Raw genomic sequence first — 25,416 nt, 5'->3', positions numbered from 1 at the left:
TGAAGATTGTCTGGATTACAATTTCTACCGGCCGCACAGCATGCTCCGCATGCTGACGCCCGTGGAATACCTCCAAGGCATTCCAGGCTACGAGAATGCTACACTGGATATTAGTGTCCTATATGTTTAGGAGCCCGACCTGCTAGATATGACAAAGATATAGCGGAGTACAAAATAGTCAAAAAATCACCCTGCTTGGATTTGCAGGGTGATTGATTTTTGCTTAAGCGGCTGCAGGAACGGGAGTAATTCCCTTTTCTTTAATGAGTGTATCGATTTTACGACGATCGAAGCCAAGCACTAAGGTACCGGCGATGTCTGTTACAGGAACACCTTGGTACCCGCCCTCGCCACTTTTGGCCATGAGCTCCTCATATGCTTCTTTATCCTCTTCGATATCTTTTTCAACAAAAGGAATACCAAGTTTGTCTAGGTATTGTTTTTCTGTCTTGCAGAACGCACACCATGTTGTGGAGTAAATGGTTATTTTTGCGTCGTCTGTTTGTGATGCATCACTCATTTTTGATACTTCCCTCAATTACTATACTGCATATAGTGTACCACGAAATGATTGCTAATGTCACGCTTATGCTCTATAAATATAGTAAATGATATGGACTAGGCGCAAAACTGAAGGGTTCGCGTTGCCGACGATTTTGATCGCTTCGGTTGTTATGCTGATTGTTCTCGTATCGGCCATCACGGCGACTGAGAGTATCCGCTCGGCGCTAGATCGCCAGTACTATAATGAGCTTGCCCGCGAGGCAGCAGAGTCCGGCCTAGCGTATGCGTCATACTGCTTGCAGCAGAATAGTTATACGCCCTCATGGAGCAGTAGCTACCCTCTAAGGGCCGATCGCGACTGTACGGGTGTAAATTCAAATGGCGTAAGTCAATATATTATCAATCAAAACAATGTCCGCATGTCATTTTCGGTCGGTTATCCGACTAATATGAGCGTCTCGCAGTTGGTCAGTTCTACAGGTACCGTGGAACTACTTCGACCTTCCAGCGGACAGCCATGGCGAAGTTATACCTATTCAGCATCCGCTAGGATCGGCGTGACTCTTAGTCTTAACACTGTTGCTTTTGGGTATGCTTATGGAAGTGGTGCTTACTTTGGAACGCTTCTAGCAGATGGAACACTTCGCATGGCGGGCTTTAATGGGTGGGGCCAGTTGGGCAATGGGACATATAATGATGCATTGCTACCGACTAAATTTCAAATGAATGGTACTGATAAGCCAGTTAATGTTTTTACTAACTTTGTCTCTGGTGGTCACAGTGTATATGTCCTGGCAAATTCAGGGCAGATATGGGGTGCAGGCTATAACGGCAACGGTGAGCTTGGTAATGGAACAACAACAACTTCGGCGAATGCTGTGCAGTTTGGACTCCCCTCCGGTAAGACGGGGCAATACGTTGCTATCAACGGATTTGATACGTATGCCCTGACCACTGACGGTAATATATATGCTGCTGGAGCGTGTGCAAATGGACAGTTAGGCTATAACTACACTATTAGCGGTTGTACTGATCAGTCAGTACCAAAGCGTGTTAACCTACCGGCAGTAACAAGTGACCCAAATACAATTCCGACAACCAATATTACCACTGACTACCTTGAAGCGTTCGTACGTATGCAAGGAGGCAAGGTATATGGATGGGGGGCTGACGCGAACTCTATCTTTGGATCGTCTAGTGCGGGCGACACGTCGAATCCGGTACAGATCGGTACGTTTGGAAACACTGGTCAGCCAACGGCGAGGCAGATTTTTACTGATGGAATTTCGCTTTGGATTGTCGATAGTAACGGGACTCTATGGGGCCAGGGTGCGAATATGTACGGGCAGTTGGGCGGACAAAATATCTCTATCTTTTATAATCAGGCTAGTCACTGTCTCGATAATAAAACTGGGGATGGTGTAACTATATGGCTCTATCCATGTAACGGTACTGGCCCGCAACAGTTTACCTTTCAGACCGATGGAACGATTTATAATGCATACAAGAATGTCTGTCTTAATAACGCAAACCATTCAAGCGCGAACGGAGCGTTAGTAAACCTTGCTATTTGCGATGGCACAAGCGCCCAGAGATGGCAGATGCGTGCCGACGGAACCCTAGTAAATACAGGGTACAATGTTTGTTTAGACAATTTGAATGGAGATGGAACAAACCTACAGCTTTACGCATGTCTTAGTAATGCAAACCAGATATTCTCCCTTCCCGACCAGGGAAAACTCGTTCAATTTAACTTACCTGCTCAGGCAGGATCTGTTACGAAGGTTTGGACTGACCAATGGTTTATTGAAGCATTGACGAGTAATGGTCAAGTATGGGGTGCTGGTTTGAATGATCATGGTTATCTTGGCGCAGGCTCAATCTGGACACACCAAAACTTCCCTGTTCAGTTTATCTTGCCAAGTGGTGTGACTGCGGTAGATTTGTACGTGACTTGCTCTAACCCATCTGATGATAAATACTGCAACACGTTCGTTATCGGTAGTGATGGAAAAGTCTACGGTGCTGGCTCTAACTATTTTGGTCAGCTTGGTGACGGTACGACGACAGATCGTTCTACGCCAGTAGCTATGCAAACTATCGATGGTGTAAATATTAAAGCCTTACAAGTCGAGTCAGGCTATGGCACGACTATTGTTATAGCTGATAATCACAAAGTGTATACAGTTGGTAATAATAGTAACGGTCAGCTTGGTGATGGCACAACTAATAATAGTTCGATACCAAAAGCGAACCAGTATACTAACGCGTTACCGATTACTGAGTTCTAGGTTGATTTCGCGTAAGATGCCACTTACCGCATTGGTCACATTTATAGACCGAAAGCTCTAACCGGGGCTGTATGAGCATTTGGTAGTCAGCTGCTTTTAGCGCCTCCTTTTCAGACCTAAATGGACGCTTGCTGTTGCAAGCGTTGATAAGGGTAAATGGCGAATGCGGCCTAGTGTTGTTTTTGCGTGGCATGACTCTATACAAATAAGGGCTCTACTGGTATAGTGTATACGTACATGAGCACATCACAAAATGATGGCGACAAAAAGCCTGTACCGCCGGACACATCGACGGTTGTTTTATTGCTTGGCACCATTGGTGACACGACGTGGCGGATGTTCGTTCCCACGATCGGTCTCACCATATTGGGCCTTCTTGCCGATAAATTCTTCCACACAACACCATGGATTATGGTTACCGGTATTGTCCTAGGGGCTTACCTTGCCTACGCACTTGTACGGCGTCAAATTAAAAAGGTAAAACAAGATGATCAATAATTTTGCTGCACTCGATATTCACATCAGCCTTGCGTCACAGGCGCTGTTTACAGTACTCGGCTTTCGTGTAACGAACTCTATGATGACTGGTGTGCTTAGCCTGGTTATTTTCCTTGCCGTATTTATCTACACGTCTCAAATGGTTAAACGAAATAAATACAATCGGTTTGTTGGCCTTATTCAGTGGGCGTTCGAAGGTATGTTGTCACAGGTAAATAGCATTATTCCTGATAAAAAACTGGCGCGTAAAATTACGCCTCTTGCCATGACGCTGTTCTTCTACGTACTTATCTCGTATTGGATGAGTATTCTGCCGGGACTCGATACGATCACCTACAATGGTGTGCCAGTTCTTCGGAGTGTAGCGGCTGACATGAACTTCACATTTGCGATTGCTATCTTAGCTCTTGTTATTACACAGATTTACGCCATTCGTGCACACGGCCCAGTTGGCAACATAAAGCGCTACATTCGCAACCCGCTCAAGGACCCTATTGGCGCATTCGAAGGCTTTCTTGACCTGATCGGTGAGGTCTCGCGCTATTCTGCCCTATCGTTGCGTCTTTTCGGTAACTGTTTCGCTGGTGAAATCTTACTGATTATCATCGGCGCCCTTACGAGCTACTTCTCGGTGGCTGCTCTACCTGTGTTTATGGGTTTTGAGTTGTTCATCGGCTTTATTCAGGCGTATGTGTTCTTTGTCCTAACAGTTATCTTTACGGCGTTGGCCATCGATAGCCATGGAGGCCAAAAAGCACATCCAGATCATACATCCCATTTTGAACATTCCCCTGCTGATACACGTCTCGAAAAACTGTCAGCGCGAGAATGATAAAATTAAGTAAATAACAAAAGGAGATATACGTAATGAATCAATTAGCATTCGGCCTTACCTACGCACTGCCAGCTCTTGGTGCTGCCCTTGGTGTTGGTTTTATTGGCGCAGGTGCCCTAAACGCACTTGGACGCAACCCAGAAAAGCTAAGTGATATTCGTACGCTCATGATTACCGCTATTGTGTTCTCAGACTCACTAGCAATTATCGGTATCGTTGTTGCGATTATCGCCAAGTTCCTCTAAGAAAAAGGTGGCAAGTCAATGAATATATTAGGACAATTTGCAGAAGCTGCTCCATCTGGAGATCTGTTCACTGCGCTTGGCATCGACTGGAAGATGCTTGTCTTTCAGCTTGTCGCGTTTGTAATACTCGTTTTTTTGCTTGGCAAATTCGTTTATCCAAGCCTTATGAAGGCTGTCGATAAACGCCAGGCAAACATCGAAGAAGCTGCCCGCGCAAGCGAGTCGGCGCAAAAGCAAGCCGATAAGACAAAGACCGAGGTTGAAGAACTTCTTAAGCAAGCACGCCAAGATGCAAGTAGTATTTTGACGACAGCTAAAGAAGAAGCTAATGCTGCAGCTGAACGTGCGGACGCGAAGGCGAAAGCCCGTGCCGAGCGTATCGTTGCTGATGCTCACGAGCAAGTCGAAAAAGACATCGTTGCTGCACGCAAGGCGCTTCATAATGAGACGCTCACGCTCGTGGCACTTGCAACCGAAAAAGTTGTTGGTAAAGCGATGACAGATAAGATCGATGAAAAAGTAATCGCTACCTCGCTCGAGGAGGCGAAGTAATTATGGCGGGCCGTTTGTCGCGCCGTAAGATCGCTCTCTATGCCGCTGATAAGCTGCATGCGGGTGCTAAATCATCCGATGTCATAAAAGAGGTTGCAGCGTACTTGGTAGATACTCGCCGAACACGCGAACTCGATCTCCTCGTTCGGGATATCGAAGGAGAGTTAGCTGCTCGCGGGACGGTTATAGCTGATGTTACGACCGCCCGACCTCTGACCGAGGCGCTTAAGAAGCAGATTGGTACGCTCGTTCAGGCAAAAAGCCTGCATGTGCGTGAGACAATCGATTCAAGCATACTTGGTGGCATGCGAGTTGATATTCCGGGTAAACGGTTTGATGGAACGCTCCGCCGTAAATTGGTAGCACTTAAAGAAAAGCAATTATAAGGAAGAGGAATATGGCTGATATAGCAGTAACAGAACTAGCTGCCGAGCTACGCGATGCGATAGCCGGGCTAGAGACCTCTGGAAACCTCGAGAACGTTGGAATCGTCACCCGAGTCGGCGATGGTGTCGCCTGGGTTCACGGCCTACGAAGTGCTGGGTTTTCCGAGATGCTCGAAATTGAAACCAACGAAGGCATTGTAGAAGCCTTCGCGCTTAACTTGATGGAAGACGAAATTGGCGCAGTGCTCTTAGGCAGTGACGAGCACGTCTCTGCGGGAAACACAGTACGCCTTAGGGGTACAGTCCTTGAGGTTCCTGTTGGCCCAGAGCTCCTCGGTCGTGTCGTTGACCCACTTGGTCGTCCACTTGATGGCGGCCCTGCCATCAAGACTAAACAAATGGGGCTTGTGGAGCGTGAAGCAATCGGCGTTCTTGGCCGTAAGCACGTTCACGAACCACTTATGACGGGTATTATGGCGATTGATGCTATGTTCCCTATCGGCCGTGGTCAGCGTGAGTTGATCATCGGTGACCGCCAAACCGGTAAAACGGCTATTGCTATTGATACGATGATCAACCAAGGTCGTCAAAAGACCGGCGTAGTGAACGTATATGTGGCAATTGGTCAGAAGCTTTCAAAGATTGCTCGTTTGATCGATCGACTCAAGCAAGAAGGCGTCATGGAGCAGACAATTATTGTGGCGACTGGTCCTAGCGATCCAGCTTCAATGCTATATCTTGCACCGTACGCTGCAACAGCTATGGGAGAATACTTCCGTGACAACAAACAGCACGCGCTGATGATTTACGATGACCTAACAAAGCACGCTGTTGCCTACCGTCAGATGTCACTACTTCTTCGTCGTCCACCAGGACGCGAGGCGTACCCAGGTGATGTGTTCTATCTTCACTCTCGTCTGCTCGAGCGTTCTGCTAAACTTTCTGACGATCTTGGCGGTGGTAGTCTTACTGCCCTTCCTATCATTGAAACGCAGGCTGGTGATATTTCTGCCTACATTCCAACCAACGTCATCTCCATTACAGACGGACAGATCTTTATGGAAACGGATCTCTTTTACCAGGGTATTCGTCCAGCTATCTCGGCCGGTCTCTCAGTGAGTCGTGTCGGTGGTGATGCGCAGACGAAGGCAGTTAAGAGTGTGAGCGGTCACCTCAAGCTTGGCTTGAGTCAGTTCCGTGAACTTGCAAGCTTTGCTCAGTTTGGTAGTGATCTTGATGCTGAAACAAAGGCTCAGATTGAGCGTGGCCAACGTCTTACAGAGCTTCTTAAGCAAATCCAGTACCAACCAATGGGTGTTTGGGAACTCGTTGCAAGCATCTACGCAGTAAACGAAGGTGCGCTTGATAATGTTACTGTTGCTAAGATTAAAGATGCACAGGCATCTCTTCTAACAAAGCTTTGGACCGAGCACAAAGAGGATATGCGCGCACTTAACAAGGGTGATAAACCTGATGAAAAGATGCTAAGCCTCATTAAAAAAGTTGCCGTATCGGTTGCTAAGGGATTTGAGGGCTAGACATGGCTTCTTTGCGGCAATTGAAACAACGTATTCGCTCGGTAAAAAATACCAAGCAGATTACGAAAGCCATGCAGCTCGTTGCCGCGAGCAAAATGCGCCGTGCCCAAGATGCTGATAAAGCATCGGCATCATACGCACTAGCAGCTAACGAGCTTTTGACATACCTGGCGAGTCAGGGTGCGACGAAAGATCATCCGTTGTTTAAGACGCGGCCTGTTAAGACCCGGCTTATTATTGCGGTAACTGGTGATAAGACACTGGTGGGAGCCTACAACGCGAATGTGATGAAAGCCTACCTCAAAGAGATGCTTGCGGATAAAGCAGCTAGTGTAGAAAACCGCACGCTAACCATCGGTCGCCAATCGTCACGATTCGTTGCTCGCCTTAAGGACGTAGAGGTTATCGGTGCCTACAATCACCTGCCTGATCGTCCTGATGGCGCTGAGCTTCGTTCTATTTTGACGACTGTCTGTGATCAGTTCGTAAGTGGCGCGGTGGACGCTGTCGATATCGTCTTCACTGAATTTAAAAGCAGTATCACGCAGCGAGTCGTAACTAAACGGTTACTCCCAGCTGGGTTTACAGCAGAACCTGTTTCGGATGTCATTCGCGAAGCGCTTTACGAACCAACGGTTGAGACGGTGCTCGATGGTGTCGCCTACCGATTGGTGGAATCACAGATTTTCCAGGCGCTCCTCGATGCAAAAGCCAGCGAATACAGTATGCAGATGATTGCTATGAAGAACGCGACTGACAACGCAACTGAGTTAAGCGGTGATTTGACGATGGAGATGAACAGGGTTCGCCAGGGTGCGATCACCCAAGAATTAGCAGAAATATCAGGCGGCGTAGAGGCCCTCAATGAATAAAGGAGATATGATGAGTAAAGAAAATACGACTGGCCATATTACCCAGATTGTGGGTGTGGTGGTCGACGTAGAATTTAAAGATAAGAAGCTGCCGCAAATGTATGAGGCACTTCATGTAGAACACGATGGTCGTACGATTACACTCGAGGTTGCACAGCACCTTGATGAACGTACGGTGCGTTCTATTGCACTTTCAAGTACTGACGGTTTAAAGCGTGGTGGCGAAGTTATTGCTACAGGTGCACCTATTAGTGTACCTGTTGGTGAATCAACTCAAGGTCGTATGTTTAACGTGACCGGTGATCCAATTGATGGCAAGCCTGCGCCAAAGGGCAAAACAGCCCCAATTCACCGCCAACCGCCAGCACTTGTTGATCAGTCAAACAAGGCCGAGATCCTTGAAACAGGTATTAAGGTTATTGACCTTATTGCGCCACTTTCTAAAGGTGGCAAGGCTGGTCTGTTCGCTGGTGCCGGTGTTGGTAAAACGGTGCTTATTCAGGAGCTGATTAACAATATCGCTAAATTCCACAGTGGCAACTCGGTGTTTGCCGGTGTTGGTGAGCGTACACGTGAAGGTAATGACCTCTACTACGAAATGGAAGAAGCTGGTGTGCTTGGAAAGACGAGCCTCGTCTTCGGTCAGATGAATGAACCACCAGGAGCTCGTCTACGTGTTGCGCTTTCTGGACTTGCTATGGCTGAGGCATTTCGTGATGATGGCAAGGACGTGTTGTTGTTTATCGATAACATTTTCCGTTTCACTCAGGCTGGTGCTGAAGTCTCAGCTCTACTCGGTCGTCTTCCTTCTGCAGTAGGTTATCAGCCTAACCTTCAGCAAGAGATGGGTGCTCTTCAGGAGCGTATTACAAGTACTAAGAAGGGTTCGATTACCTCTGTCCAGGCCGTATATGTGCCTGCCGACGACCTTACCGACCCTGCGCCTGCGACAACCTTCGCACACCTCGATGCAACGATCGTGATGAACCGCTCGCTGACTGAGATTGGTATCTACCCTGCTGTCGACGTACTCGATAGTAACTCAAACAGTCTTGACCCGGAAGTAGTCGGTCAAGAGCACTATGATGTTGCTCGTGAGGTTCAACGCGTGCTGCAACAATATAAAGAACTGCAGGATATCATTGCCATCTTAGGCATGGAAGAGCTTTCGGATGATCAGAAACAGATCGTTAACCGTGCTCGTCGCTTGCAGCGCTTCTTTGCGCAGCCGTTCCATGTTGCTGAGCAATTTACCGGTAGCCCAGGTGTCTACATTAAGCTAGAGGATACAATCCGCGATGCGAAAGATATCTTAGCTGGTAAGTATGACCACAAACCAGAGAGCTGGTTCTACATGGCTCCTGGCAGTCTTGCGGATAAAAAAGACTAGTCAGTAGGTTGACTGTTTATGTAAAATAACCCTCTATGCTATGGAGGGTTATTTTATGTTATGCTAAAAAAGATGCTATACAAAGTAAAACGCCTACTCTCCGGTAAAAATCAAAACCAGATCGCTCTTATCGCTGTCGTCATAGGCAGCGCTGTCGCAATTTTAGACGGCACGATTGTTAACTTAGCGCTCCCTAGAATAGAGGTAGAGTGGCATTCTGGATACGCCAGCCTGCAGTGGATTACCGATGCATATCTACTGTCACTTTCAGCTCTTATTCTCATTGGTGGCTCCCTCGGTGATATCTTTGGTCGTAAAAAAATGTACCTTATCGGTGTAGTTGGGTTTGGACTTAGTTCGTTACTGTGTGCTTTTTCAGTTAATGCTGAGATGCTTATTGGGGTGCGAATGCTCCAAGGGATTTTCGGTGCATTATTGGTGCCGGGAGCACTTTCTATTATCAATACAACGTTTCATTCTAGTGAACGCTCGCAGGCGATTGGCCGTTGGACGGCCTGGAGTAGTATCGCCGTGGTGATCGGACCGTTTCTAGGCGGCTGGATACTCGCTGTGGCGAGTTGGCGCTGGATATTTTTTATAAACGTGCCGCTTGCATTCGCCTGTTATGTACTTGCAAAGATTTCCGTACAGGAATCAAAGGATACGAGAGTGCGATCAGTTGATGTCATCGGTGCGGTACTTGCAACAATGAGTCTCGCAGGTATTACCTACGGTCTCATCGAAGGTCCGGCAAATCATTGGGGACTAATGTATCTCATGTCCATAACCCTGGGTGCGCTGTTCTTCATCTTGTTCTTGATATGTGAAAAGGTACGGCGTGACCCTATGGTTAAATTATCTCTCTTTGCATCTCGTAACTTTGTAGGCGCGAACCTTATGACATTTCTCATGTACGGAGCGCTTGGTGGTTTTACCTTCGCCCTCGTTATTTATTTGCAGACCACGCTACACTATTCGGCGTTTGCCGCGGGTGTCAGTCTGTTGCCTATTAGCATCTGTATGATGCTATTCTCGGGGAAAGTGGGCGGTCTATCTGCAAAGTATGGTCCACGTCTATTTATGACCGTTGGTCCCATTCTTGCGGGCATCGGTATGGCGCTTCTATTCTTTTTAAAGCCAGGAGACACGTATCTTATCAACATTCTTCCCGGTGTAGTGATCTTTAGTGTGGGCCTGACACTGCTTGTGTCGCCTCTTACGACGACGGTTATGGCGTCGGTAGACCACGCTGATTCTGGTATCGCATCAGGAGTCAATAATGCTGTTGCACGTTCTGCTGGGCTTATTGTAGTGGCAATGCTGGGATTTTTTGGAGCATCTCAGGCGTACTCCTTCGCTATGGAGCTATGCGCGGGCTTAGCAATTTTGGGCGGGCTTGTCTCCTTCGTTCTAATTGAAAAACCACGCAAGGTTACTCCCCCGGAGACGTTACCAGTTGCATAATTCTTATTTTTATGATATTATATATTCAATGCGCGCACTACGCCGCAGGATAGATAGCCTGGAGGCTCTCATGAGCAAGACTGCTCGCACTCTCAAGCCCCGAGTGTTCGGGGACCGGGACGCCATCGTCCCTCTGTCCATCGTCGGCCCGATCGTCATCATCTTCATCTTTCTGACGATGGTCACGAGTGACCGGCCGATGCACCTGTCGACCTGGGCGGCCTTCGCCGCCGTCTGCGTGTGGTTCCTGATGGGCCTGTGGATGATTCTCATCGGCCCCATCGTCACCTGGACGCTGGACGACATCAAGTACAAGGCTGCTCGCATGGTCATCTCGATCATCGTGGGCATCGGGTACTTCGCCGTCTCGGCCGTCCTGATGGCGAACTTCAGCCTTCCCATCTGATGGGCTCCCGCGCGGGGTTGGTGCCACTATGGCTCCATGTACTCCCCGCCGGGCTCTGCCCGCCTCTCAGGCTATCTATCGTCTACCCCTCGCATTTAGCGGGGTTTTTTGCTACTATAGGTGTGATATGAATTTAGAACTTATTACACTACTTGGCAAAAAAGTTGATCAAGAGGTATACGAAGTGATGATTCCAACTGGTGAAGGTGAAATTGCTGTCTTTCCTGGTCACGAACCACTTGTCTCAATTGCCGTTCCAGGTGCTATTGCAGTCCGTTATAAGAAGGATGATCCCGATAGTAAGTTGGATTTCTTTGCTATTAGTGGCGGTGTCGTTGAGGCTTCTCCTCAAAAAGTTCGCGTGCTTGTAGATGAAGCTGATAATGGCGAGGATATCATTGAAGCTGAGAGCAAAGCCGCACTTGATCGTGCTATTCAACTACGCGATTCCGCTAAGGACCAGGTTGAACTTGAGAAAGCTCACCAGTTGGTTGATCGTCACATGGTTCGTCTTAAGGTTGCAGACCTTCGCCGCCGACATTACCGCCAGTAGATTTCTGGAGGTCTTATTGACAAGATTGAAGGATATTACACTAGTGTGTATCACGATTGACTACACGCTACATATGTTGTGTGTTTACAAAATCGCTAACAGGAGTAAAATGAGTCAGTAACAAAGGCTCTCCGAACCTCTCTGATTATCAGGTAGTCCTGTGCTGGTTTTGTCGCGATTTAAATTTAAAGGATAATGCATTAACTGGGTGCAATTTTATTATGTCTGAGAAAAATAGCCAATATTTTGATGAGTCACGCCTTTTACACACACTAAAGCACTACTTACCTACGCAAGGTCCGCTCAAGGATTTTGTACACCACAATACATTACATGCGTTTCAGGATATGAAATTCTATGACGCACTCCACAAAGCGTCTACAATTTTTGGATATCAAACTACGTTTACTCTCACAGAGTATAGGGATCTTTATTCCATCCGACGAATAACTCCAAAAACACTAGCGAGAGTTATACGCCAAAGGAAGGGTAACGAAGACTTCGATACGTGGCATGAACGGTCACTCTATAAAGAGTACGACTGGACACGCGAACCACGTATCGGTAGGTTGAGAAATGAATGGAGGCAACGGTACTTCATTGATATGGATAATGCCGTACAGCCTCTTCTCTTTCGTATTGTTTGTAGCTATATTGACCAGGGTATTGCAATTTCTCCCTTTCCCTTTGAGGATAAGGGCCTCTTAAACGCACTACGTGATCTAGAAGACCATAGTTTGGTGAGTTTCTTCAAAACGAAAAAGGCGCGAGATCTTCTTTACGCCAAATCAAGTACTATAACAAACCTTCTTGAAGTATTGGTTGGTGACAAAGCGTACTTCGAGCAATATGTCTATGACCAGCAGTTTGCGCACAGAGGATGGTCGGGTATTGTATCGACACTTGAGGACAAGCCGGAGTCGCTTTTATATTCAAAGAACGTCTCTTTGGAAGACATGATCATTCTCGAGCTTTTGCTAGAGATTGATACACTTACGGAGCGTCTCGGGGAAAGCTGGAAGCCGCTCGGCGATGGCCTCGCACAGCCACCGATGGATATGTTCGCAGATGAGCCATCTACGGAATTAGAGGAAGTTATCAAGATATGGCAGGATGCCTTTGAATGGAGCTACTACGATACGGTACTTTCCGGAGTGCTGCTTACGTTGCCTCCTAAATCGACAAAGGAAGACACGGAACCAAAGAGTTTTCAGTCCATCTTTTGTATAGATGATCGTGAATATTCCCTCCGAACCTATGTAGAGAGTTTAGATAGTCACACTGAGACATTTGGCGCTCCTGGTTTTTTTGGTGTAGAATTTTATTTCCACCCAGCTAGTGCAAAATTTTACGACAAGCTTTGCCCTGCACCAGTTAATCCTAAATTCCTTATTAAAGAAGTATCAAAAAGTGACGAACACACACATGAAAAAGAAATCATGTACGCCAAGAATTCTCATAGATTAGTAAGAGGATTTCTCTTTTCCTATCTATTGGGAATCCCAGCAATGGGTAAGCTCATCGCCAACCTTGTCAATCCGACTATGAGTCCTGCGATTGCCGATGCGTCTGCTCATATGGATCCTGCCGCTGATTTAACCATTGTCTATACAGGAGAAAAAGATAAAGAAAAGGGCTTGCAGGTAGGTTTCACTGTAGAAGAGATGGCAAATCGTGTCGAAAAGCTTCTTCGATGTATCGGACTCGTTAAGAATTTCTCTCCGATCGTGTATGTTATAGGTCACGGTTCAAGCAGTGCCAATAACCCTCATCATGGAGCGCACGACTGCGGTGCATGTAGCGGAAGACCAGGTCTAGTCAACGCTCGTGTTTTTGCTTATATGGCAAACTATAGGCCAGTACGAGATTTACTTGAAACTCGCGGTCTATCAATTCCTGAGTCTACGCAGTTCGTGGGTAGCTTACACGATACGGCGTCAGATGAAATTAAATTCTACGACGAAAGCATACTCACGAATGAAAATATCGAGCTGCATAGTAAGAACAAATCTTTATTTGAAGAAGCACTCGATCTTGACGCTAAAGAACGTTCACGCCGTTTCAAGTCTATTAGTACCACGCAGGACATAAAGAAGATCAGGAAAGATATAAAGAAGCGTTCCGTTTCTTATTTCGAACCACGACCTGAACTTGGACACGGTACTAATGCGCTGTGTGTTGTGGGGCGGAGAAACCTCACGAAACACCTTTTCTTGGATCGAAGAGCCTTTCTTAACTCCTATGACTATACAACTGATCCAGATGGTGTATTGCTGCTCGACGTACTCTCACCTCTTGGGGTTGTTTGTGGCGGTATCAACCTAGAATATTTCTTCTCGCGGATGGACAACTACAAGCTCGGCGCAGGCACCAAGTTGCCTCACAATGTCATGGGGCTCGTAGGTGTTGCAAATAGTAGTGACGGAGATCTCCGTTCTGGACTTCCGCTACAAATGGTCGAGGTTCATGATCCTGTGCGACTCCTTATGGTTGTTGAACACTACCCTGAAGTAATCAAGAAGGTTATTGAGTCAAAACCTGATTTGTATGAGTGGTTCTCTAATGAGTGGATTCATCTAGTTGCACTTCACCCAGACAAGAAATCACTCTATGTCTTTGAAGACGGCAAGTTTGTACCGTACACGCCACACACGAAAACGATCCCTACCATGCACGACCTATCTCGTACATTTGAGACGACCGAGAAAATGAAAACTAATCACATTTTGGATGCCACGATGGAAAATTTACCCGTGCACATAATAAAGTAGGACACCATATATGTTAACGCAACTTCTCACCATGTTAGTACTCGTGCCAATTCTTGGCTTTGTCGGCTGTATGCTGACGCCTAGAAAGAAAGAGCGCGCAATTTTTTCAATTGCTATTGCGGCGATACTCTTAGAGTTTATCGTATTCCTTCTTTTGGGCTACCAATGGCTTCATGCAGGCGCTTTGCCTGTATTTACAAGTGTTGGATCTTTATACGCAAGTCATAGCTACACCTTTGATCTCAGCTTTTATTTCGATAAGATTGGGGCCGTATTCTTGGGTATGGCTATAATTATGACGACTCTTATTTTCGTCTTCAGTAAGTACTACTTGCACCGTGAACAGGGTTTTAAAAGATTCTACTGCACAGTTCTTTTGTTCTTTATCGGGCTAACACTCATAATCCTGGCCGGCAATTTTGAAGTACTCTTTTTGGGCTGGGAGTTCATCGGAATAAGCTCCGTATTGCTTATTGCCTTTTATAGAGACCGCTTCCTACCGGCACGAAACGCTTTGAAGGTCTTTTCTGTATACCGAATTGGCGACGCATTCCTCCTTGCGGCTATCTGGTATGCACATCACATCTTTGAGAAAAGTGTGAACTTCTCTGAGTTCTCTGGACTTGTCGCACAACATGGAAACAGTCTTGTTATACTTGGTCTTTTGTTGCTAGTGGTAGCTATGATCAAGTCTGCGCAGTTCCCGTTCTCATACTGGTTGCCACGAGCTATGGAAGGTCCAACGACTTCGAGTGCAATCTTCTATGGTGCTCTTTCCGTACACATGGGTCTTTTCCTGTTACTGAGGACATATCCACTTTGGGAAGGTAGTATGGGGCTTCGAATTACTATTGCGGTCCTAGGTCTTGTGACGGCTGTTGTTGCTTCGTCTATTGCTAGAGCGCAATCGTCTATCAAGACACAAATTGCGTATGCGTCTATTACTCAAATTGGCATAATGTTCATCGAGGTTGCTGCAGGACTGCAATGGTTGGCACTACTTCATTTTGTAAGCAATGCTTCTTTAAGAACATATCAGCTGCTCATTTCCCCATCGGTTGTAAGCTATCTTGTTCATGACCAGTTTTTCTACTTCGTACCTCCCGTCCAGAGAATTAAGAATACTTTCCTAGGAAAGATCCACGCTACCTTCTATATTCTAGGTATCAAGGAATGGAGTATGAACACCGCGGTTAGTTATTACTTATGGAAACCGTTGAAGTCTATTGGACGCGTATTCGCCTTTCTTGATAGTCTCTTCGTTCAAATAACTGTATTCGTTCTCTTCCTAGCTGCTTTGATAGTCGTTGCCTCGATAGCACTATCAGCTGACCTACTGCTTGTTGCTTCTACTATTGCAGCTGTCATTAGTATCATCTTCTATATCCGAGCGTACACAACAAAAAACTCCGCTAGGATAGCGTGGAACCTTATAATGCTAGGTCACCTTTTTGGAGTGCTATTCTTAGTCTTAGCGTCTACCAGAGATTGGAAGTATCTTGCTATGTACGGTGCTGGTGTTATAGCGGCTTTTATCGTGGGCCATATATGTCTCTGGTACCTTGAAACAAAGGACGAGCCGAATGCACTACGTGATTATCACGGCTCTATATATGCATTCCCAAGACTAGGTAACCTATTCTTCATCGTATCACTTCTTTTTATGGCGTTTCCTATTAGTCCCTCCTTCTTGGCGCAGGATATGCTCATAAGTTTGATCCCTGAGGGACATGCTTTCCAAGTAGTGCTCTTCTGTCTTTCGTATCTGCTTGTGGGAGTAAGCACTATACGCTTGTACACTAAAGTGTTCTTTGGGTCACACAAAACAAGCTATCACGAAACAGCCTATAAATCTTCGTAGTGTATTAGAGATTAACTAGCTGATGAGAGCACGGACTTCGTCCGTGCTTTTTGTATGCATGAGCTGCTCGCGGAGTTCGCTCGCACCTGGAAAATCACGTATGTAGATTTTGAAAAAACGCTTAAGTGGTTCAAACTTGCGTGGCTCAAGCTCTTCAGAATATTTATCGAACAGATCAAGTTGAAGACTGAGCAGCCCGAGGAGCTCTTCTCTGCTATGTTTACGTTTTTCAAGCTCAAACGCAAATGGGTTATGAAAGACGCCACGGCCAATCATTATGCCGTCAACTCCATATTTTTCTACGAGCTCTTCTCCATGTTGACGATCGCGAATATCGCCATTAATAGTGAGAAGAGTTTGGGGAGCTATCTCATCGCGTAGATTTTTAATTTCTGGGATTATATCGTAATGAGCGTCGACTTTACTCATTTCTTTACGAGTACGAAGATGAATGGTGAGATTAACGATATCTTGTTTTAAAAGGAACGTTAGCCACTCACGCCATTCGTCAGTTGAACTGTAGCCTAAGCGTGTTTTGACGCTGACTGGCAGGCCGCCTTCCTTTGCTGCAGCTATAAGCTCACCAGCAAGTTCGGGTGTGCGTATCAGACCACTGCCACCACCAGCTTTAATAACTGTTTTGTCAGGGCACCCCATATTAATATCGATGCCGCTATATCCCATATCAGCAAGACCCTTAGCCATAAAAGAAAAATCTGCTGGCTTAGCACCCCATATTTGAGCGACCATTGGCTGCTCGTCTGGGGTAAATGTGAGGCGTCCGCGTGTACTGTGAATACCCTTAGGACTGGCAAAGCTGCTAGCATTAGTAAACTCGGTGAAAAAGATGTCTGGTCTCGCAGCTGTGGCGATTACATGACGAAATACTACGTCAGTTACTGCCTCCATGGGAGCCAGTATAAAAAATGGATGTGGTAGTTCCTGCCAAAAATTCATATCAGTTTATTATAACAAAAGTAATGCGGGGAATCCCGCTCCGGCCGAGGTGGCCGAGAGCGGGATTCCCACGGGGTGATGCGCAGTGCGTCAGTCTTCGCCTCGGACGATGGTGGTTCCGTCGTCCTTCTCGTGGTCGTCGCCACTCTGGTGGAGAATCTGTGACTGCATGGCTGTCGCCTCCTGGTTCGGACTGTTCCGAAAACTCATTATAACATAATTTTGGGAAAAATAAAAACGCCTCACATCGTTCACAACATATTGTTCTGAAGAATGTGAGACGGACAGGAATAGCCCTTTTTGAGCGAGGGGAGGCCCATGACGGGCCAACCCCTCGCTCCGCTTGTGAGCCGCGGTCAGTCGCTGAAGACTGCGCGTGCGCGGTTGCCTCGCTCGCCGTGCTCCTTCAGGAGGGTTCGGAGAAGCTCCTTCTGGCGAGAGGTCAGCCCACGGGGGTTGACCTCTGCCGCCGTGATGGCGCGCTCGTACTCGTCGGCGTTAGCCACTGTGCCACTTCCTTAGATAAATCGAATGGGTGGAGCTGGACGGACTGCTAGTATCTGACTAGCGCTTGCTGGGCAAGTTGCCTGTCCTCGCTGGAATGACGGGGTTCGAACCCGTAACCTTCCGCACTATAAGAAATGCGGTGCTCTGCCAATTGAGCTACATTCCAGCCGGGGACCACCATGACCGCGGGGGTCAGTCAGGGGTCTCACCCGGATTCAGTTGGCTTTTGAATGTACTATTCCTGTCACAAGGCTTCGAGGTATGACGTGTAAGCGTTACACTTTGAGGCCGATACAGACTATAACTATTTTTAACCTTTATGTCAATAGAAGGTCGCGTGAGAGTCGCGTGAGAGCTGAAGCTACTTCGGGTTTTCATTCATGATATGCTGAAGGTTTTTGTTTTGATGCCTTATACTAATTAACGTATGCTACTCCTGTTCATCAGTTTTATAGCTGGCATCCTGACGGTTCTCGCACCATGCGTGTTGCCCGTTCTTCCCGTTATCATCGGTGGTTCTGTAAGTGGTGATGTGAAGGAGAAGGCACGACCGTATATTATCGGTATCTCGCTTGCTTTTTCGATTATTCTTTTTACACTCGTCTTAAAAGTAAGTACTGCGCTTATCAATCTTTCTCCAAATATTCTCAATTGGCTTTCTGGCGGCCTATTGATCGCTCTCGGGGCTGTGACTGTTTTTCCCGAGCTATGGGAAAAGCTCGTGGTCCACTTCAACTGGGAAGGTGGATCAATGCAGCTGCTCGGAAAGAGCCAGAAAAATAGAGGTAAGTATGCAAGTGCTATTCTTATTGGCGTGGCGCTTGGACCGGTTTTTGCTAGCTGCAGCCCAACGTACGCCTTTATCTTGGCCTCCATCCTACCTAGTAGTTTTCTTGCGGGGCTTGTGTATTTGTCCGCATATGCCATAGGTCTAGCGCTGGCACTCCTTGGTATTTCGCTGTTGGGAAGAAGATTTATATCCAGATTTTCATGGGCTATTGATACACACAGCCTCTTTCGTCGTCTCCTTGGTGTTCTCTTCATTATCATTGGTATTACCGTCGTGACAGGTTTTGAGATTAAAGTGGAGACTTGGTTGGCGGACCGTCTACCCTTTGATGAGACAAGGATTGAACAAGTACTTCTTTCTAAACAACAGCCCAACTCCCTTTTCAAAAGCCAGGCAACGAGTGCCTCGAGCGTACTGAATGTACAATCAACACCGGCACCGGAGCTACAGGGCCTTACGAACTGGATTAATAGTTCACCACTCACCCTGGACAAGCTTAAGGGTAAGGTCGTATTAGTAGATTTTTGGACGTACTCGTGCATTAACTGCATACGCAGCATACCGTTTGTCGAGAAATGGTATCAGACGTACCAGAGCCAGGGGCTTGTTGTTCTTGGAATTAATACGCCTGAATTTGCTTTTGAACATAACCCGACAAATGTGGCAGCGGCCGTTAAGAGCGATGGAATCACCTATCCTGTCGCATTAGATAATGATTACGCTACCTGGAACGCATTCAACAACAACTCCTGGCCGGCGGACTATCTTGTGGATAAGCAAGGCAATATTCGTTACATCGCTCTTGGCGAGGGCGGCTATGATACGACAGAGAAAGCAATACAGGAACTCCTCGGAATTAATAAGCCACTACAGAGTCCAAGTAATTATGTGGTTCCTGCATCATCAAGCCAGACTCCGGAAACGTACTTCGGTGCTGCGCGTGCTTCAAATTATGTCGGTACCCCCAATGAAGGCGACATAACGGGCAGCGCAAACTTTACACCGTCTTCTTCTTTGAGCCAGAACGAGTGGACACTAAGTGGCAATTGGAAAATCGGAACAGATTCCATAACGAGCGATGATAGCGCTGCGACGTTGACCTTTCATATTACCGCAAAGGATGCGTACGTTATTGCTAGCCCACCGAGTGGTACTACCTCGTCAATCCAAGTGAAGCTGCCGAGTATTGACGCGGGTCAGTATGGTAGTGATGTCTCGAATGGCATTGTGACGGTGGACGGATCGAAGCTATATCATATTGTGTCGTTGAACAAAGTTGGAGATACGGCAGTGACCCTTACTGTTCCTAAGGGAACGTCACTGTTTACCTTTACTTTTGGTTCTTAGGCCTATTCCGCCTACTCTGCCGTCATAGCTAAAACGAAAGGCAATTATACCCTCAAGCCATACACTGAACTCAATACCTATTCCGATATATAATAGAAATATGAAGCCAAAGAAAATATCAAAACCTACAGCTAAAGATAAATCATGGCAAAAGAAAGTAGAAGAAAGACTCAAGAACGAGAAAGTAGAATTAGATCATACTCAGGGTAAGAAACGTTTTGAAGAGGCCGTGAAGCGTGCGTTAAAGAATAAAGCGACCAGCTAGCTCACTCTGCTATTTAGATCATAGTAAAATTTAGACTATAATTACTAGCATGTCAGCAGAAATTCCTAAAACTACACCAGAGAAGAGAGAAATCCTCGACGATAACGCAAGGAAGTTCACGGTTGAGCCCATCAGTGCTCAATTTCTAGATGAGCATAGTGCAACTTCATTTACGCTCACTGTCGATTGGCTAGAAACCAGCGAGGCCAACGAAAAGAAAGTTGCATATAAAAATTTGATAACGGCGATATTCAAATTTTACTGATAGCAAAAGTAACCAAAGACGGCAACAGAACTTCCGAAAAGATAAAGATTACCGAAGATGAATACGAAAACCTTCGCCGCTCCTCAATCCTTCACCTTGAGAAAAAACGCTATGAGTTTGAATATATGCAGAATAGTATAGCTTACTCTGTAAAGTACGACGAGTTTCCCGATGGCAACCTTCGCATACTGGAGGTGGACGCTTCAAGTGAACAAGAAAGAAGTTCTTTCAGTCCTAGCGATTTCCCAGAAGGCGAACCAGAAGAGGTTACTGGAGATGCCAGGTACTACGGATATCGAGTAGCCGATCTGGTATAGTTATCCGATAAGATGTTAGTATCGACCAGGCGCAAAACTAGGACCCAGACGGCGAGGCTTTCGTAATAAAAGGTGATTCAACATTGTTATTATCGATAATAATATTGGCTCGCTCTTGTGGTGATTCCTCGTTATAGTAAATTGTCTGGCTTGCAATATAGCGATCAATATATTTCTGTCTTGCTACTTCATAGCTGCCAAGGCGTTCTGTGTCTCTTCGAGCGCCACGTTCAATTACGGTTTCATCATCTGTGTCTAGAAGTATTTTTAAATCCCAGTAGTTCACAAGATCGTTTTTATATAGGAAAACGCCATCAATAATGACAATTGCGTCTTTGGTTGCCTTTTTAATGGGCGAGAAAGATTCAGCATCAGTAGCATGGTCAAAAATCTTCGATCTATATTCCCATGACCCATCTTTTTGAAGTGGCTTTAATACATTATCGATAAAGCCATCGAAATTAAACGTATACTCGTAGCATCCACGCCCTGCGGACTCAGCAGGAGTATAGCGAATAGCACGGCTGTTCATAAAATCATCCACACTTATACGAATAATCTCTCGGCTTGTTTTTAATGATAGAAAATCAGCCAGAATGTCTGCCATCATGGTTTTGCCTGAACCGTCTTTACCATTGATTGCAATGAGAATTGGAGCATCTTTTTCAGTGCCCAGAATCTTATCAGAAAGAGCTGTATATACAATTTGCTGTTTTTCGGTCATTAATCAATGATAGCAGAGCGAAGACTGTTGCAACAACTGTGAGATATGCAGTATTAACAAGGAATTAGAGTTTTTCCGACAACCCAACAACAAACACTAACGCATTATGGTCAGATAAGCCCTCGTATATATCTAGGCTTTCAAACGCGAAATGCTTTGGGACAAGCACATAATCAAGTGTTATGTTTTCAGAAGGAAACGATACATACTTTTTGAAATCAGTAGATGAAGTATAATTTTCGATATAGCTTTCTTTTTCGTTCTCCAGTTGGAGGATATTAAAGTCGCCTGCAATGATGCGCTCCTCCTTGCGCGATGCAAAAATAGTAATCAATTCACGCAGCTGCTCAACAGAATATTTGTTGTTTGATAAATGGATATTAGCTATACCAACTGTCTGTTCATTAATGAGTAGATCAGCGCTTTGGATAATACGAGGATGCTTATCAAAAACCAGAGCTTCGCTATCTTTAATAGGAAACTTGCTTAAAATAGCTAGGCCTTCGCGATATGACTCGCCAACGCTTGGCTGATAGAACTTACTAACAGCTGTTTGAGTAAACGCGAACGGCTTTTGCAAAAGCTGATTGAGTAGTGTTGATTGACTGAATGAGGATATCAGAGGATCAAACTTAACCTCTTGAAGTAGAAGAACATCAGGATTCTCTTTGTCGATGAAGTCAATGATCTTTTGTCGGCGCAATTCCCAGTCTTTAAAACCGGCGAGATTTAAGCTAATAATTTTTAGTTGCATGTAGTAACTATAGCAAAGTATGAATTACCCGGCACACAAGCTGCACTAAGTCGAGCCTATTTCCCTCCAGGAAACAGGAACCTCCACCTGCTTTCAGCAAATGGAAGTACTAATCATCCACCTTCGGGAGCTTCGTAAGTATTACAGGTGTTACCGGATCATCCGGATCATCCCCCTCATCATCAATCGGAAGCCAAGCCTTCCCTCTATTCTCTGGGTCTAAAATATATTCTAATCTTCCTGTAGCAAAACACACTTCTTCATAGCTTTCACGCAGCTCCTTAGCTAAGCGTTTCCGTAGTCGCTTGTGCACGCTCTTGTTCTGCACCACGAGCAAGATAGTCGGCAGCCCGCCATCCTAGTCATACCGTGCCCACTCGCCACTACCGGCATATTCTAGGTATTTCTTTATGCGTCGGATAAGGACGAAGAACGGTTGGTTATCTTCAAAAATATCTAAGAAGAAGTATCTGTCACCTTTGCTTGTCTTCATGCAAATACAGGCATCTTGAAGCGGACTGGGAAAGAAGTCATACTTTTCGTAGCTAAGTCGACTCTTGGTGAGGAAGTAGAATTTATTAGGGTAAGTGTCTTTAAGCGCTAGATAAATCCCCTAATATATTCTTACAATGCTCAATAAAGCCTTCACTGGCATCTTTGTCTTTGTAGATACGCTTGATGTTTACCGGCTCATCTTTCTTGCGTGGCGTCTATAGCGCGAGCATACGAGCACCATGTGGTGTCAGGTAATACGCTGCTGGCTTGCCCTGGAGCTTGTAGGATTTGTCGTAGCGCTTAGCTATGAGGCTTTGATCTTCCGGTATCTTCAGACGTTTCTGGACAGCCTTGCCGTTAGGTTTTTGCTGGTACTTAGCTATTTGCTCACTGCTGGCAAATCTGAATCTCCAAAGTAATTGCAGGACTGCTACTTGTTCTTCGTTTAGCTTTTTACGATACTTTGGTTCTGGTTTAGCTGAATTAGGTATTAAGGTATTGTCTGTCATTTTAGAGTTTGTAGATTGTTACTGGTTATTAGGTTCTGGATTTGATGTGTTTACTGGCATTGTTTTATGGCTGTATTATTAGGCTTTAAGTTGGATGTTTTAGGTATGTAGATTTATTGGATTGGCTAGATAGTTATATTATTTTGCCTACCCCTCCTACTCCTATATTTATATAGAAAGGAAAGGAGAAGGTGTCACTATTTTAACAGATTGAAGCAAAAAAATAGGTTGGGTATCGAGAGATTACTTTTTATCTACCAGATTTTGCTAATACAAGCTCAAACATCGGCGTATCATTCTTGCGATTCGAGTATCTAAAGGCATATTCATTGGCATAGTGTTGCAAATATTTTGGATCACAGTGGCAGTAGACGCCGTAAATACCACGTTTAAATTGGCTCCAGAAGTTTTCGACATTCTGTGTATGCACGTGACCAATGACATACTCTTGCTTACCATGGTTGATAGTTTTATGTTGGTAACCGCGCCGTTTCAGTAAACGGTATGAGCCATGCTCGTCCGTAAAGATCGTTGCTGTCTTGCCAATGTTCTTTTGGATTTCAGGCACGAGTACGCGCACGCCAGAGCTTTTGACATGCTTAATCCTTGCACGTCCACCGCGCTCAACCATACCGAACATAACTTGGCTATTGTGCGGTTTAGCAGTACTGCGTTTTTGCGGGTTCGGGTGCATGTACGCCTCGTCTACTTCAACTTCATTGCCGAGGGGTGTTTCGTCGTCGGCCATCATAAGGCGGACTTGCTTGAAGATGCGCCAAGCTGTTTTATACGTCACGCCGCTAATACGCTGAAATTGGAGGGCACTCATGCCAGAACGGGTATTGGTCATAAAGAAGATAGCGAGAAACCAAGTACGAAGGTCGGTTGTACTTTTGTGGAACGGTGTACCAGCCAGTGGGTATATTTGATTGCCGCATTCACATTGGTAGGCGGGACGTTTCGGTAGTTTATGGAAGCCTTCGAGTAAGCCACATTTCTTGCAGGGCTTGTCTGCGCAGTGGATTTGCCAGAGATAATCCAGGCAAGCGTCACTGGTAGGGAACTTCTCATTAAACTCTTTGATGGTGAACTTCATATCTGTTACTAGTATATTACAGAGGTGTTATGGCGTCAAGGGATAATTGCCAAACGAAATGCTTGACAATAATACTATATGTATGTTATAGTATATATCGTCAGCAACTGCTGCCCGCAACCCTCAACTGCGACAGCCAAACCATCTTGAGACAAAGAGCCGTTAGGCTCTTTTTTGTTTACCTTACTGTTCATGCTGCGTTGCCTCCTGTCGGTTTTCTAAATACACTTCTCTCGCTGTTCTGTAACCAAGTATTTTTCTCGGCATGCCGTTAATGAGATGCTGGATATCCCAAATCTCCCGCTGGGAGTATTTGGAGATATCACAGCCTTTAGGAACGTAGCGACGTATGAGACGGTTGACGTTCTCCACACCACCTTTCTCCCACGAGTGGTACGGCTGACAGAAAAAGATAGGGGCGTTAATGAGCTCGCTGAGCTCATCGTGTCGCCGGAAAGCAACGTCATTGTCGAGTGTCAGGCTCTTTAGCGGCCCGAGTAGCGGGAGGCTCTCGAGCAGAATGTCTTCGACATTCTGGACTGTCCTAGCTTCTATTCGAGCAATGAGCGTGTAGCGACTCACTCGCTCGTGGAGGACGAGAAGAGACACGTTACCGTACGCTTTGCCGCTCACAATGAAGTCACCCTCCCAGTGGCCATACTGGCTCCTGGTGTTAGCGGCCTCCGGCCGCTTGTCTATAAAAACCCTGCCTTCTAACTGCGTCACCTTACGTTGGTGTTTCTTGGTACGTTTTTGTTTTGCGAGCTGCAATTCGTATTCAAGCTGGCGCCCGTAGACACTACGAATATATTTGTAGATTGTTGGAGCGGATACGGGCTCAAGGCCAATGCCTTGAGCGAGCCTACCAGCAATTTGCTCCGGACTCCAGTCATCCTCGAGTAATTTGGTTTCAATATATTCTCGTAGTTTCATATCTTCCACTATACACATTGCCTGGTACTTGGCGTACTTACGGCGAACGTAGGCTTTGTGGTGGGCTTTCGTTGACTGGTATTCACCAGCAACTTCGTTGCGGTGTACCTCACGGTACACGCTACTGGGATGTCTCCCTATCTCTTTGGCGATATCCCCAGCGGAGTAGCCTTTACGAAGTAATATTCCAATCTCGGCACGCTCTACTTTGGTGAGGTGTTTGTAGCTGCTCATGCTCCACCAGAGTAGCAAAAGTGCTACGCACTTTCGCACTTCAGAGTTAAGTTTAGG

26 protein-coding genes and 1 tRNA gene are annotated in these 25,416 nt (G+C 46.0%); 18 read left to right on the top strand and 9 right to left on the bottom strand.

Annotation, left to right across the window (positions count from 1 at the left end; genetic code table 11):
* Window positions 1-223: 223 nt before the first annotated feature.
* A complete protein-coding gene (locus VLG36_02080) occupies window positions 224-520 on the bottom strand; it encodes a glutaredoxin domain-containing protein (GenBank protein HSW77563.1) in 297 nt (98 codons plus the stop codon).
* An 88-nt stretch (window positions 521-608) separates the two neighbouring features.
* Between VLG36_02080 and VLG36_02075 the strand changes: the two genes are divergently transcribed.
* The 14 genes from VLG36_02075 to VLG36_02010 all read left to right on the top strand — a co-directional run bounded on the left by VLG36_02075 (window position 609) and on the right by VLG36_02010 (window position 16,166).
* The gene (locus VLG36_02075) at window positions 609-2,795 is read left to right on the top strand and encodes a ricin-type beta-trefoil lectin domain protein (protein ID HSW77562.1); all 2,187 of its coding nucleotides are present in this window, start codon (window positions 609-611) and stop codon (window positions 2,793-2,795) included.
* A 237-nt stretch (window positions 2,796-3,032) separates the two neighbouring features.
* Complete coding sequence (locus VLG36_02070; protein HSW77561.1) at window positions 3,033-3,293, top strand: AtpZ/AtpI family protein; 261 nt, start codon at window positions 3,033-3,035, stop codon at window positions 3,291-3,293.
* Entirely contained in the window at window positions 3,283-4,125 is an 843-nt protein-coding gene (gene atpB, locus VLG36_02065; protein ID HSW77560.1) for a F0F1 ATP synthase subunit A, read from the top strand. The genes VLG36_02070 and atpB overlap by 11 nt, the downstream gene beginning before the upstream one ends.
* 35 nt (window positions 4,126-4,160) lie before the next feature.
* The gene (locus VLG36_02060; GenBank protein HSW77559.1) at window positions 4,161-4,373 is read left to right on the top strand and encodes an ATP synthase F0 subunit C; all 213 of its coding nucleotides are present in this window, start codon (window positions 4,161-4,163) and stop codon (window positions 4,371-4,373) included.
* Between the two features lie 18 nt (window positions 4,374-4,391).
* The gene (atpF, locus tag VLG36_02055) at window positions 4,392-4,925 is read left to right on the top strand and encodes a F0F1 ATP synthase subunit B (GenBank protein ID HSW77558.1); all 534 of its coding nucleotides are present in this window, start codon (window positions 4,392-4,394) and stop codon (window positions 4,923-4,925) included.
* 2 nt (window positions 4,926-4,927) lie between these two features.
* The gene (locus VLG36_02050) at window positions 4,928-5,311 is read left to right on the top strand and encodes a F0F1 ATP synthase subunit delta (GenBank protein ID HSW77557.1); all 384 of its coding nucleotides are present in this window, start codon (window positions 4,928-4,930) and stop codon (window positions 5,309-5,311) included.
* An 11-nt stretch (window positions 5,312-5,322) separates the two neighbouring features.
* Entirely contained in the window at window positions 5,323-6,849 is a 1,527-nt protein-coding gene (atpA, locus tag VLG36_02045; protein HSW77556.1) for a F0F1 ATP synthase subunit alpha, read from the top strand.
* A 2-nt stretch (window positions 6,850-6,851) separates the two neighbouring features.
* Window positions 6,852-7,721, top strand: a complete 870-nt coding sequence (atpG, locus tag VLG36_02040) for an ATP synthase F1 subunit gamma (protein ID HSW77555.1) — start codon at window positions 6,852-6,854, stop codon at window positions 7,719-7,721.
* Complete coding sequence (gene atpD / locus VLG36_02035; GenBank protein HSW77554.1) at window positions 7,714-9,111, top strand: F0F1 ATP synthase subunit beta; 1,398 nt, start codon at window positions 7,714-7,716, stop codon at window positions 9,109-9,111. The genes atpG and atpD overlap by 8 nt, the downstream gene beginning before the upstream one ends.
* A gap of 72 nt (window positions 9,112-9,183) precedes the next feature.
* Window positions 9,184-10,575 (top strand): MFS transporter, encoded by a 1,392-nt coding sequence (locus VLG36_02030; GenBank protein HSW77553.1) that lies wholly within the window; start codon window positions 9,184-9,186, stop codon window positions 10,573-10,575.
* A gap of 70 nt (window positions 10,576-10,645) precedes the next feature.
* A complete protein-coding gene (locus VLG36_02025) occupies window positions 10,646-10,981 on the top strand; it encodes a hypothetical protein (GenBank protein HSW77552.1) in 336 nt (111 codons plus the stop codon).
* Window positions 10,982-11,108: 127 nt separating this feature from the next.
* Window positions 11,109-11,534, top strand: coding sequence for an ATP synthase F1 subunit epsilon (atpC, locus tag VLG36_02020; protein ID HSW77551.1), 426 nt, complete (start codon window positions 11,109-11,111; stop codon window positions 11,532-11,534).
* Window positions 11,535-11,755: 221 nt separating this feature from the next.
* Window positions 11,756-14,305: a DUF2309 domain-containing protein gene (locus VLG36_02015; protein HSW77550.1), complete on the top strand. Its 2,550-nt coding sequence runs from the start codon at window positions 11,756-11,758 to the stop codon at window positions 14,303-14,305.
* A gap of 10 nt (window positions 14,306-14,315) precedes the next feature.
* The gene (locus tag VLG36_02010; protein HSW77549.1) at window positions 14,316-16,166 is read left to right on the top strand and encodes a proton-conducting transporter membrane subunit; all 1,851 of its coding nucleotides are present in this window, start codon (window positions 14,316-14,318) and stop codon (window positions 16,164-16,166) included.
* Window positions 16,167-16,181: 15 nt separating this feature from the next.
* Here VLG36_02010 and VLG36_02005 read toward each other — a convergent pair whose 3' ends face one another.
* Complete coding sequence (locus VLG36_02005) at window positions 16,182-17,123, bottom strand: tRNA-dihydrouridine synthase (protein HSW77548.1); 942 nt, start codon at window positions 17,121-17,123, stop codon at window positions 16,182-16,184.
* Window positions 17,124-17,719: 596 nt separating this feature from the next.
* A tRNA-OTHER gene (locus VLG36_02000) sits at window positions 17,720-17,796 on the bottom strand.
* A 261-nt stretch (window positions 17,797-18,057) separates the two neighbouring features.
* On the opposite strand from VLG36_02000, the gene VLG36_01995 reads away from it, so the two are divergent.
* The 4 genes from VLG36_01995 to VLG36_01980 all read left to right on the top strand — a co-directional run bounded on the left by VLG36_01995 (window position 18,058) and on the right by VLG36_01980 (window position 20,614).
* Complete coding sequence (locus VLG36_01995; protein HSW77547.1) at window positions 18,058-19,767, top strand: redoxin family protein; 1,710 nt, start codon at window positions 18,058-18,060, stop codon at window positions 19,765-19,767.
* 100 nt (window positions 19,768-19,867) lie between these two features.
* Window positions 19,868-20,032 carry a hypothetical protein gene (locus VLG36_01990; protein HSW77546.1) on the top strand — a complete coding sequence of 55 codons (165 nt, stop codon included), beginning with the start codon at window positions 19,868-19,870 and terminating at the stop codon, window positions 20,030-20,032.
* A gap of 49 nt (window positions 20,033-20,081) precedes the next feature.
* Window positions 20,082-20,297 (top strand): hypothetical protein, encoded by a 216-nt coding sequence (locus VLG36_01985; protein HSW77545.1) that lies wholly within the window; start codon window positions 20,082-20,084, stop codon window positions 20,295-20,297.
* 125 nt (window positions 20,298-20,422) lie between these two features.
* Window positions 20,423-20,614 carry a hypothetical protein gene (locus VLG36_01980; GenBank protein ID HSW77544.1) on the top strand — a complete coding sequence of 64 codons (192 nt, stop codon included), beginning with the start codon at window positions 20,423-20,425 and terminating at the stop codon, window positions 20,612-20,614.
* A 37-nt stretch (window positions 20,615-20,651) separates the two neighbouring features.
* On the opposite strand, the gene VLG36_01975 is transcribed toward VLG36_01980, so the two are convergent.
* The 6 genes from VLG36_01975 to VLG36_01950 form a co-directional block, all read right to left on the bottom strand.
* On the bottom strand, window positions 20,652-21,338 hold the full coding sequence (locus VLG36_01975) for a hypothetical protein (GenBank protein ID HSW77543.1): 687 nt from the start codon (window positions 21,336-21,338) through the stop codon (window positions 20,652-20,654).
* Window positions 21,339-21,402: 64 nt separating this feature from the next.
* Window positions 21,403-22,092, bottom strand: a complete 690-nt coding sequence (locus VLG36_01970; GenBank protein ID HSW77542.1) for an endonuclease/exonuclease/phosphatase family protein — start codon at window positions 22,090-22,092, stop codon at window positions 21,403-21,405.
* A gap of 358 nt (window positions 22,093-22,450) precedes the next feature.
* Window positions 22,451-22,585, bottom strand: a complete 135-nt coding sequence (locus tag VLG36_01965; protein HSW77541.1) for a hypothetical protein — start codon at window positions 22,583-22,585, stop codon at window positions 22,451-22,453.
* A gap of 217 nt (window positions 22,586-22,802) precedes the next feature.
* Complete coding sequence (locus VLG36_01960; GenBank protein ID HSW77540.1) at window positions 22,803-23,096, bottom strand: replication-relaxation family protein; 294 nt, start codon at window positions 23,094-23,096, stop codon at window positions 22,803-22,805.
* A gap of 250 nt (window positions 23,097-23,346) precedes the next feature.
* Complete coding sequence (locus VLG36_01955) at window positions 23,347-24,192, bottom strand: IS1595 family transposase (protein HSW77539.1); 846 nt, start codon at window positions 24,190-24,192, stop codon at window positions 23,347-23,349.
* 183 nt (window positions 24,193-24,375) lie between these two features.
* On the bottom strand, window positions 24,376-25,416 hold a 1,041-nt coding region (locus VLG36_01950; protein HSW77538.1), incomplete at its 5' end, for an IS30 family transposase.

It is taken from the genome of Candidatus Chromulinivoraceae bacterium, assembly GCA_035478595.1.
Taxonomy (GTDB): Bacteria; Patescibacteriota; Saccharimonadia; order Saccharimonadales; family Saccharimonadaceae; genus CAMLKC01.
Note: the sequence above shows the minus strand (reverse complement) of the source record. Positions and strands in the feature narration are given on the sequence as shown.

Excerpts from the sequence above, each read along its gene's own strand:
- VLG36_01980 (HSW77544.1), top strand. The coding sequence starts at position 20,423 with ATGCAGAATAGTATAGCTTACTCTGTAAAGTACGACGAGTTTCCCGAT.
- VLG36_01955 (HSW77539.1), bottom strand. The coding sequence starts at position 24,192 with ATGAAGTTCACCATCAAAGAGTTTAATGAGAAGTTCCCTACCAGTGAC.
- atpG (HSW77555.1), top strand. The coding sequence starts at position 6,852 with ATGGCTTCTTTGCGGCAATTGAAACAACGTATTCGCTCGGTAAAAAAT.
- VLG36_01985 (HSW77545.1), top strand. The coding sequence starts at position 20,082 with ATGTCAGCAGAAATTCCTAAAACTACACCAGAGAAGAGAGAAATCCTC.
- atpF (HSW77558.1), top strand. The coding sequence starts at position 4,392 with ATGAATATATTAGGACAATTTGCAGAAGCTGCTCCATCTGGAGATCTG.
- VLG36_02015 (HSW77550.1), top strand. The coding sequence starts at position 11,756 with ATGTCTGAGAAAAATAGCCAATATTTTGATGAGTCACGCCTTTTACAC.
- VLG36_02025 (HSW77552.1), top strand. The coding sequence starts at position 10,646 with ATGAGCAAGACTGCTCGCACTCTCAAGCCCCGAGTGTTCGGGGACCGG.
- VLG36_02030 (HSW77553.1), top strand. The coding sequence starts at position 9,184 with ATGCTATACAAAGTAAAACGCCTACTCTCCGGTAAAAATCAAAACCAG.
- VLG36_02005 (HSW77548.1), bottom strand. The coding sequence starts at position 17,123 with ATGAATTTTTGGCAGGAACTACCACATCCATTTTTTATACTGGCTCCC.
- VLG36_01975 (HSW77543.1), bottom strand. The coding sequence starts at position 21,338 with ATGACCGAAAAACAGCAAATTGTATATACAGCTCTTTCTGATAAGATT.
- VLG36_02010 (HSW77549.1), top strand. The coding sequence starts at position 14,316 with ATGTTAACGCAACTTCTCACCATGTTAGTACTCGTGCCAATTCTTGGC.
- VLG36_01995 (HSW77547.1), top strand. The coding sequence starts at position 18,058 with ATGCTACTCCTGTTCATCAGTTTTATAGCTGGCATCCTGACGGTTCTC.
- VLG36_02075 (HSW77562.1), top strand. The coding sequence starts at position 609 with ATGATATGGACTAGGCGCAAAACTGAAGGGTTCGCGTTGCCGACGATT.
- atpB (HSW77560.1), top strand. The coding sequence starts at position 3,283 with ATGATCAATAATTTTGCTGCACTCGATATTCACATCAGCCTTGCGTCA.
- VLG36_01990 (HSW77546.1), top strand. The coding sequence starts at position 19,868 with ATGAAGCCAAAGAAAATATCAAAACCTACAGCTAAAGATAAATCATGG.
- atpC (HSW77551.1), top strand. The coding sequence starts at position 11,109 with ATGAATTTAGAACTTATTACACTACTTGGCAAAAAAGTTGATCAAGAG.
- atpA (HSW77556.1), top strand. The coding sequence starts at position 5,323 with ATGGCTGATATAGCAGTAACAGAACTAGCTGCCGAGCTACGCGATGCG.
- VLG36_02070 (HSW77561.1), top strand. The coding sequence starts at position 3,033 with ATGAGCACATCACAAAATGATGGCGACAAAAAGCCTGTACCGCCGGAC.
- VLG36_01960 (HSW77540.1), bottom strand. The coding sequence starts at position 23,096 with ATGACAGACAATACCTTAATACCTAATTCAGCTAAACCAGAACCAAAG.
- atpD (HSW77554.1), top strand. The coding sequence starts at position 7,714 with ATGAATAAAGGAGATATGATGAGTAAAGAAAATACGACTGGCCATATT.
- VLG36_01965 (HSW77541.1), bottom strand. The coding sequence starts at position 22,585 with ATGAAGACAAGCAAAGGTGACAGATACTTCTTCTTAGATATTTTTGAA.
- VLG36_01970 (HSW77542.1), bottom strand. The coding sequence starts at position 22,092 with ATGCAACTAAAAATTATTAGCTTAAATCTCGCCGGTTTTAAAGACTGG.
- VLG36_02060 (HSW77559.1), top strand. The coding sequence starts at position 4,161 with ATGAATCAATTAGCATTCGGCCTTACCTACGCACTGCCAGCTCTTGGT.
- VLG36_02080 (HSW77563.1), bottom strand. The coding sequence starts at position 520 with ATGAGTGATGCATCACAAACAGACGACGCAAAAATAACCATTTACTCC.
- VLG36_02050 (HSW77557.1), top strand. The coding sequence starts at position 4,928 with ATGGCGGGCCGTTTGTCGCGCCGTAAGATCGCTCTCTATGCCGCTGAT.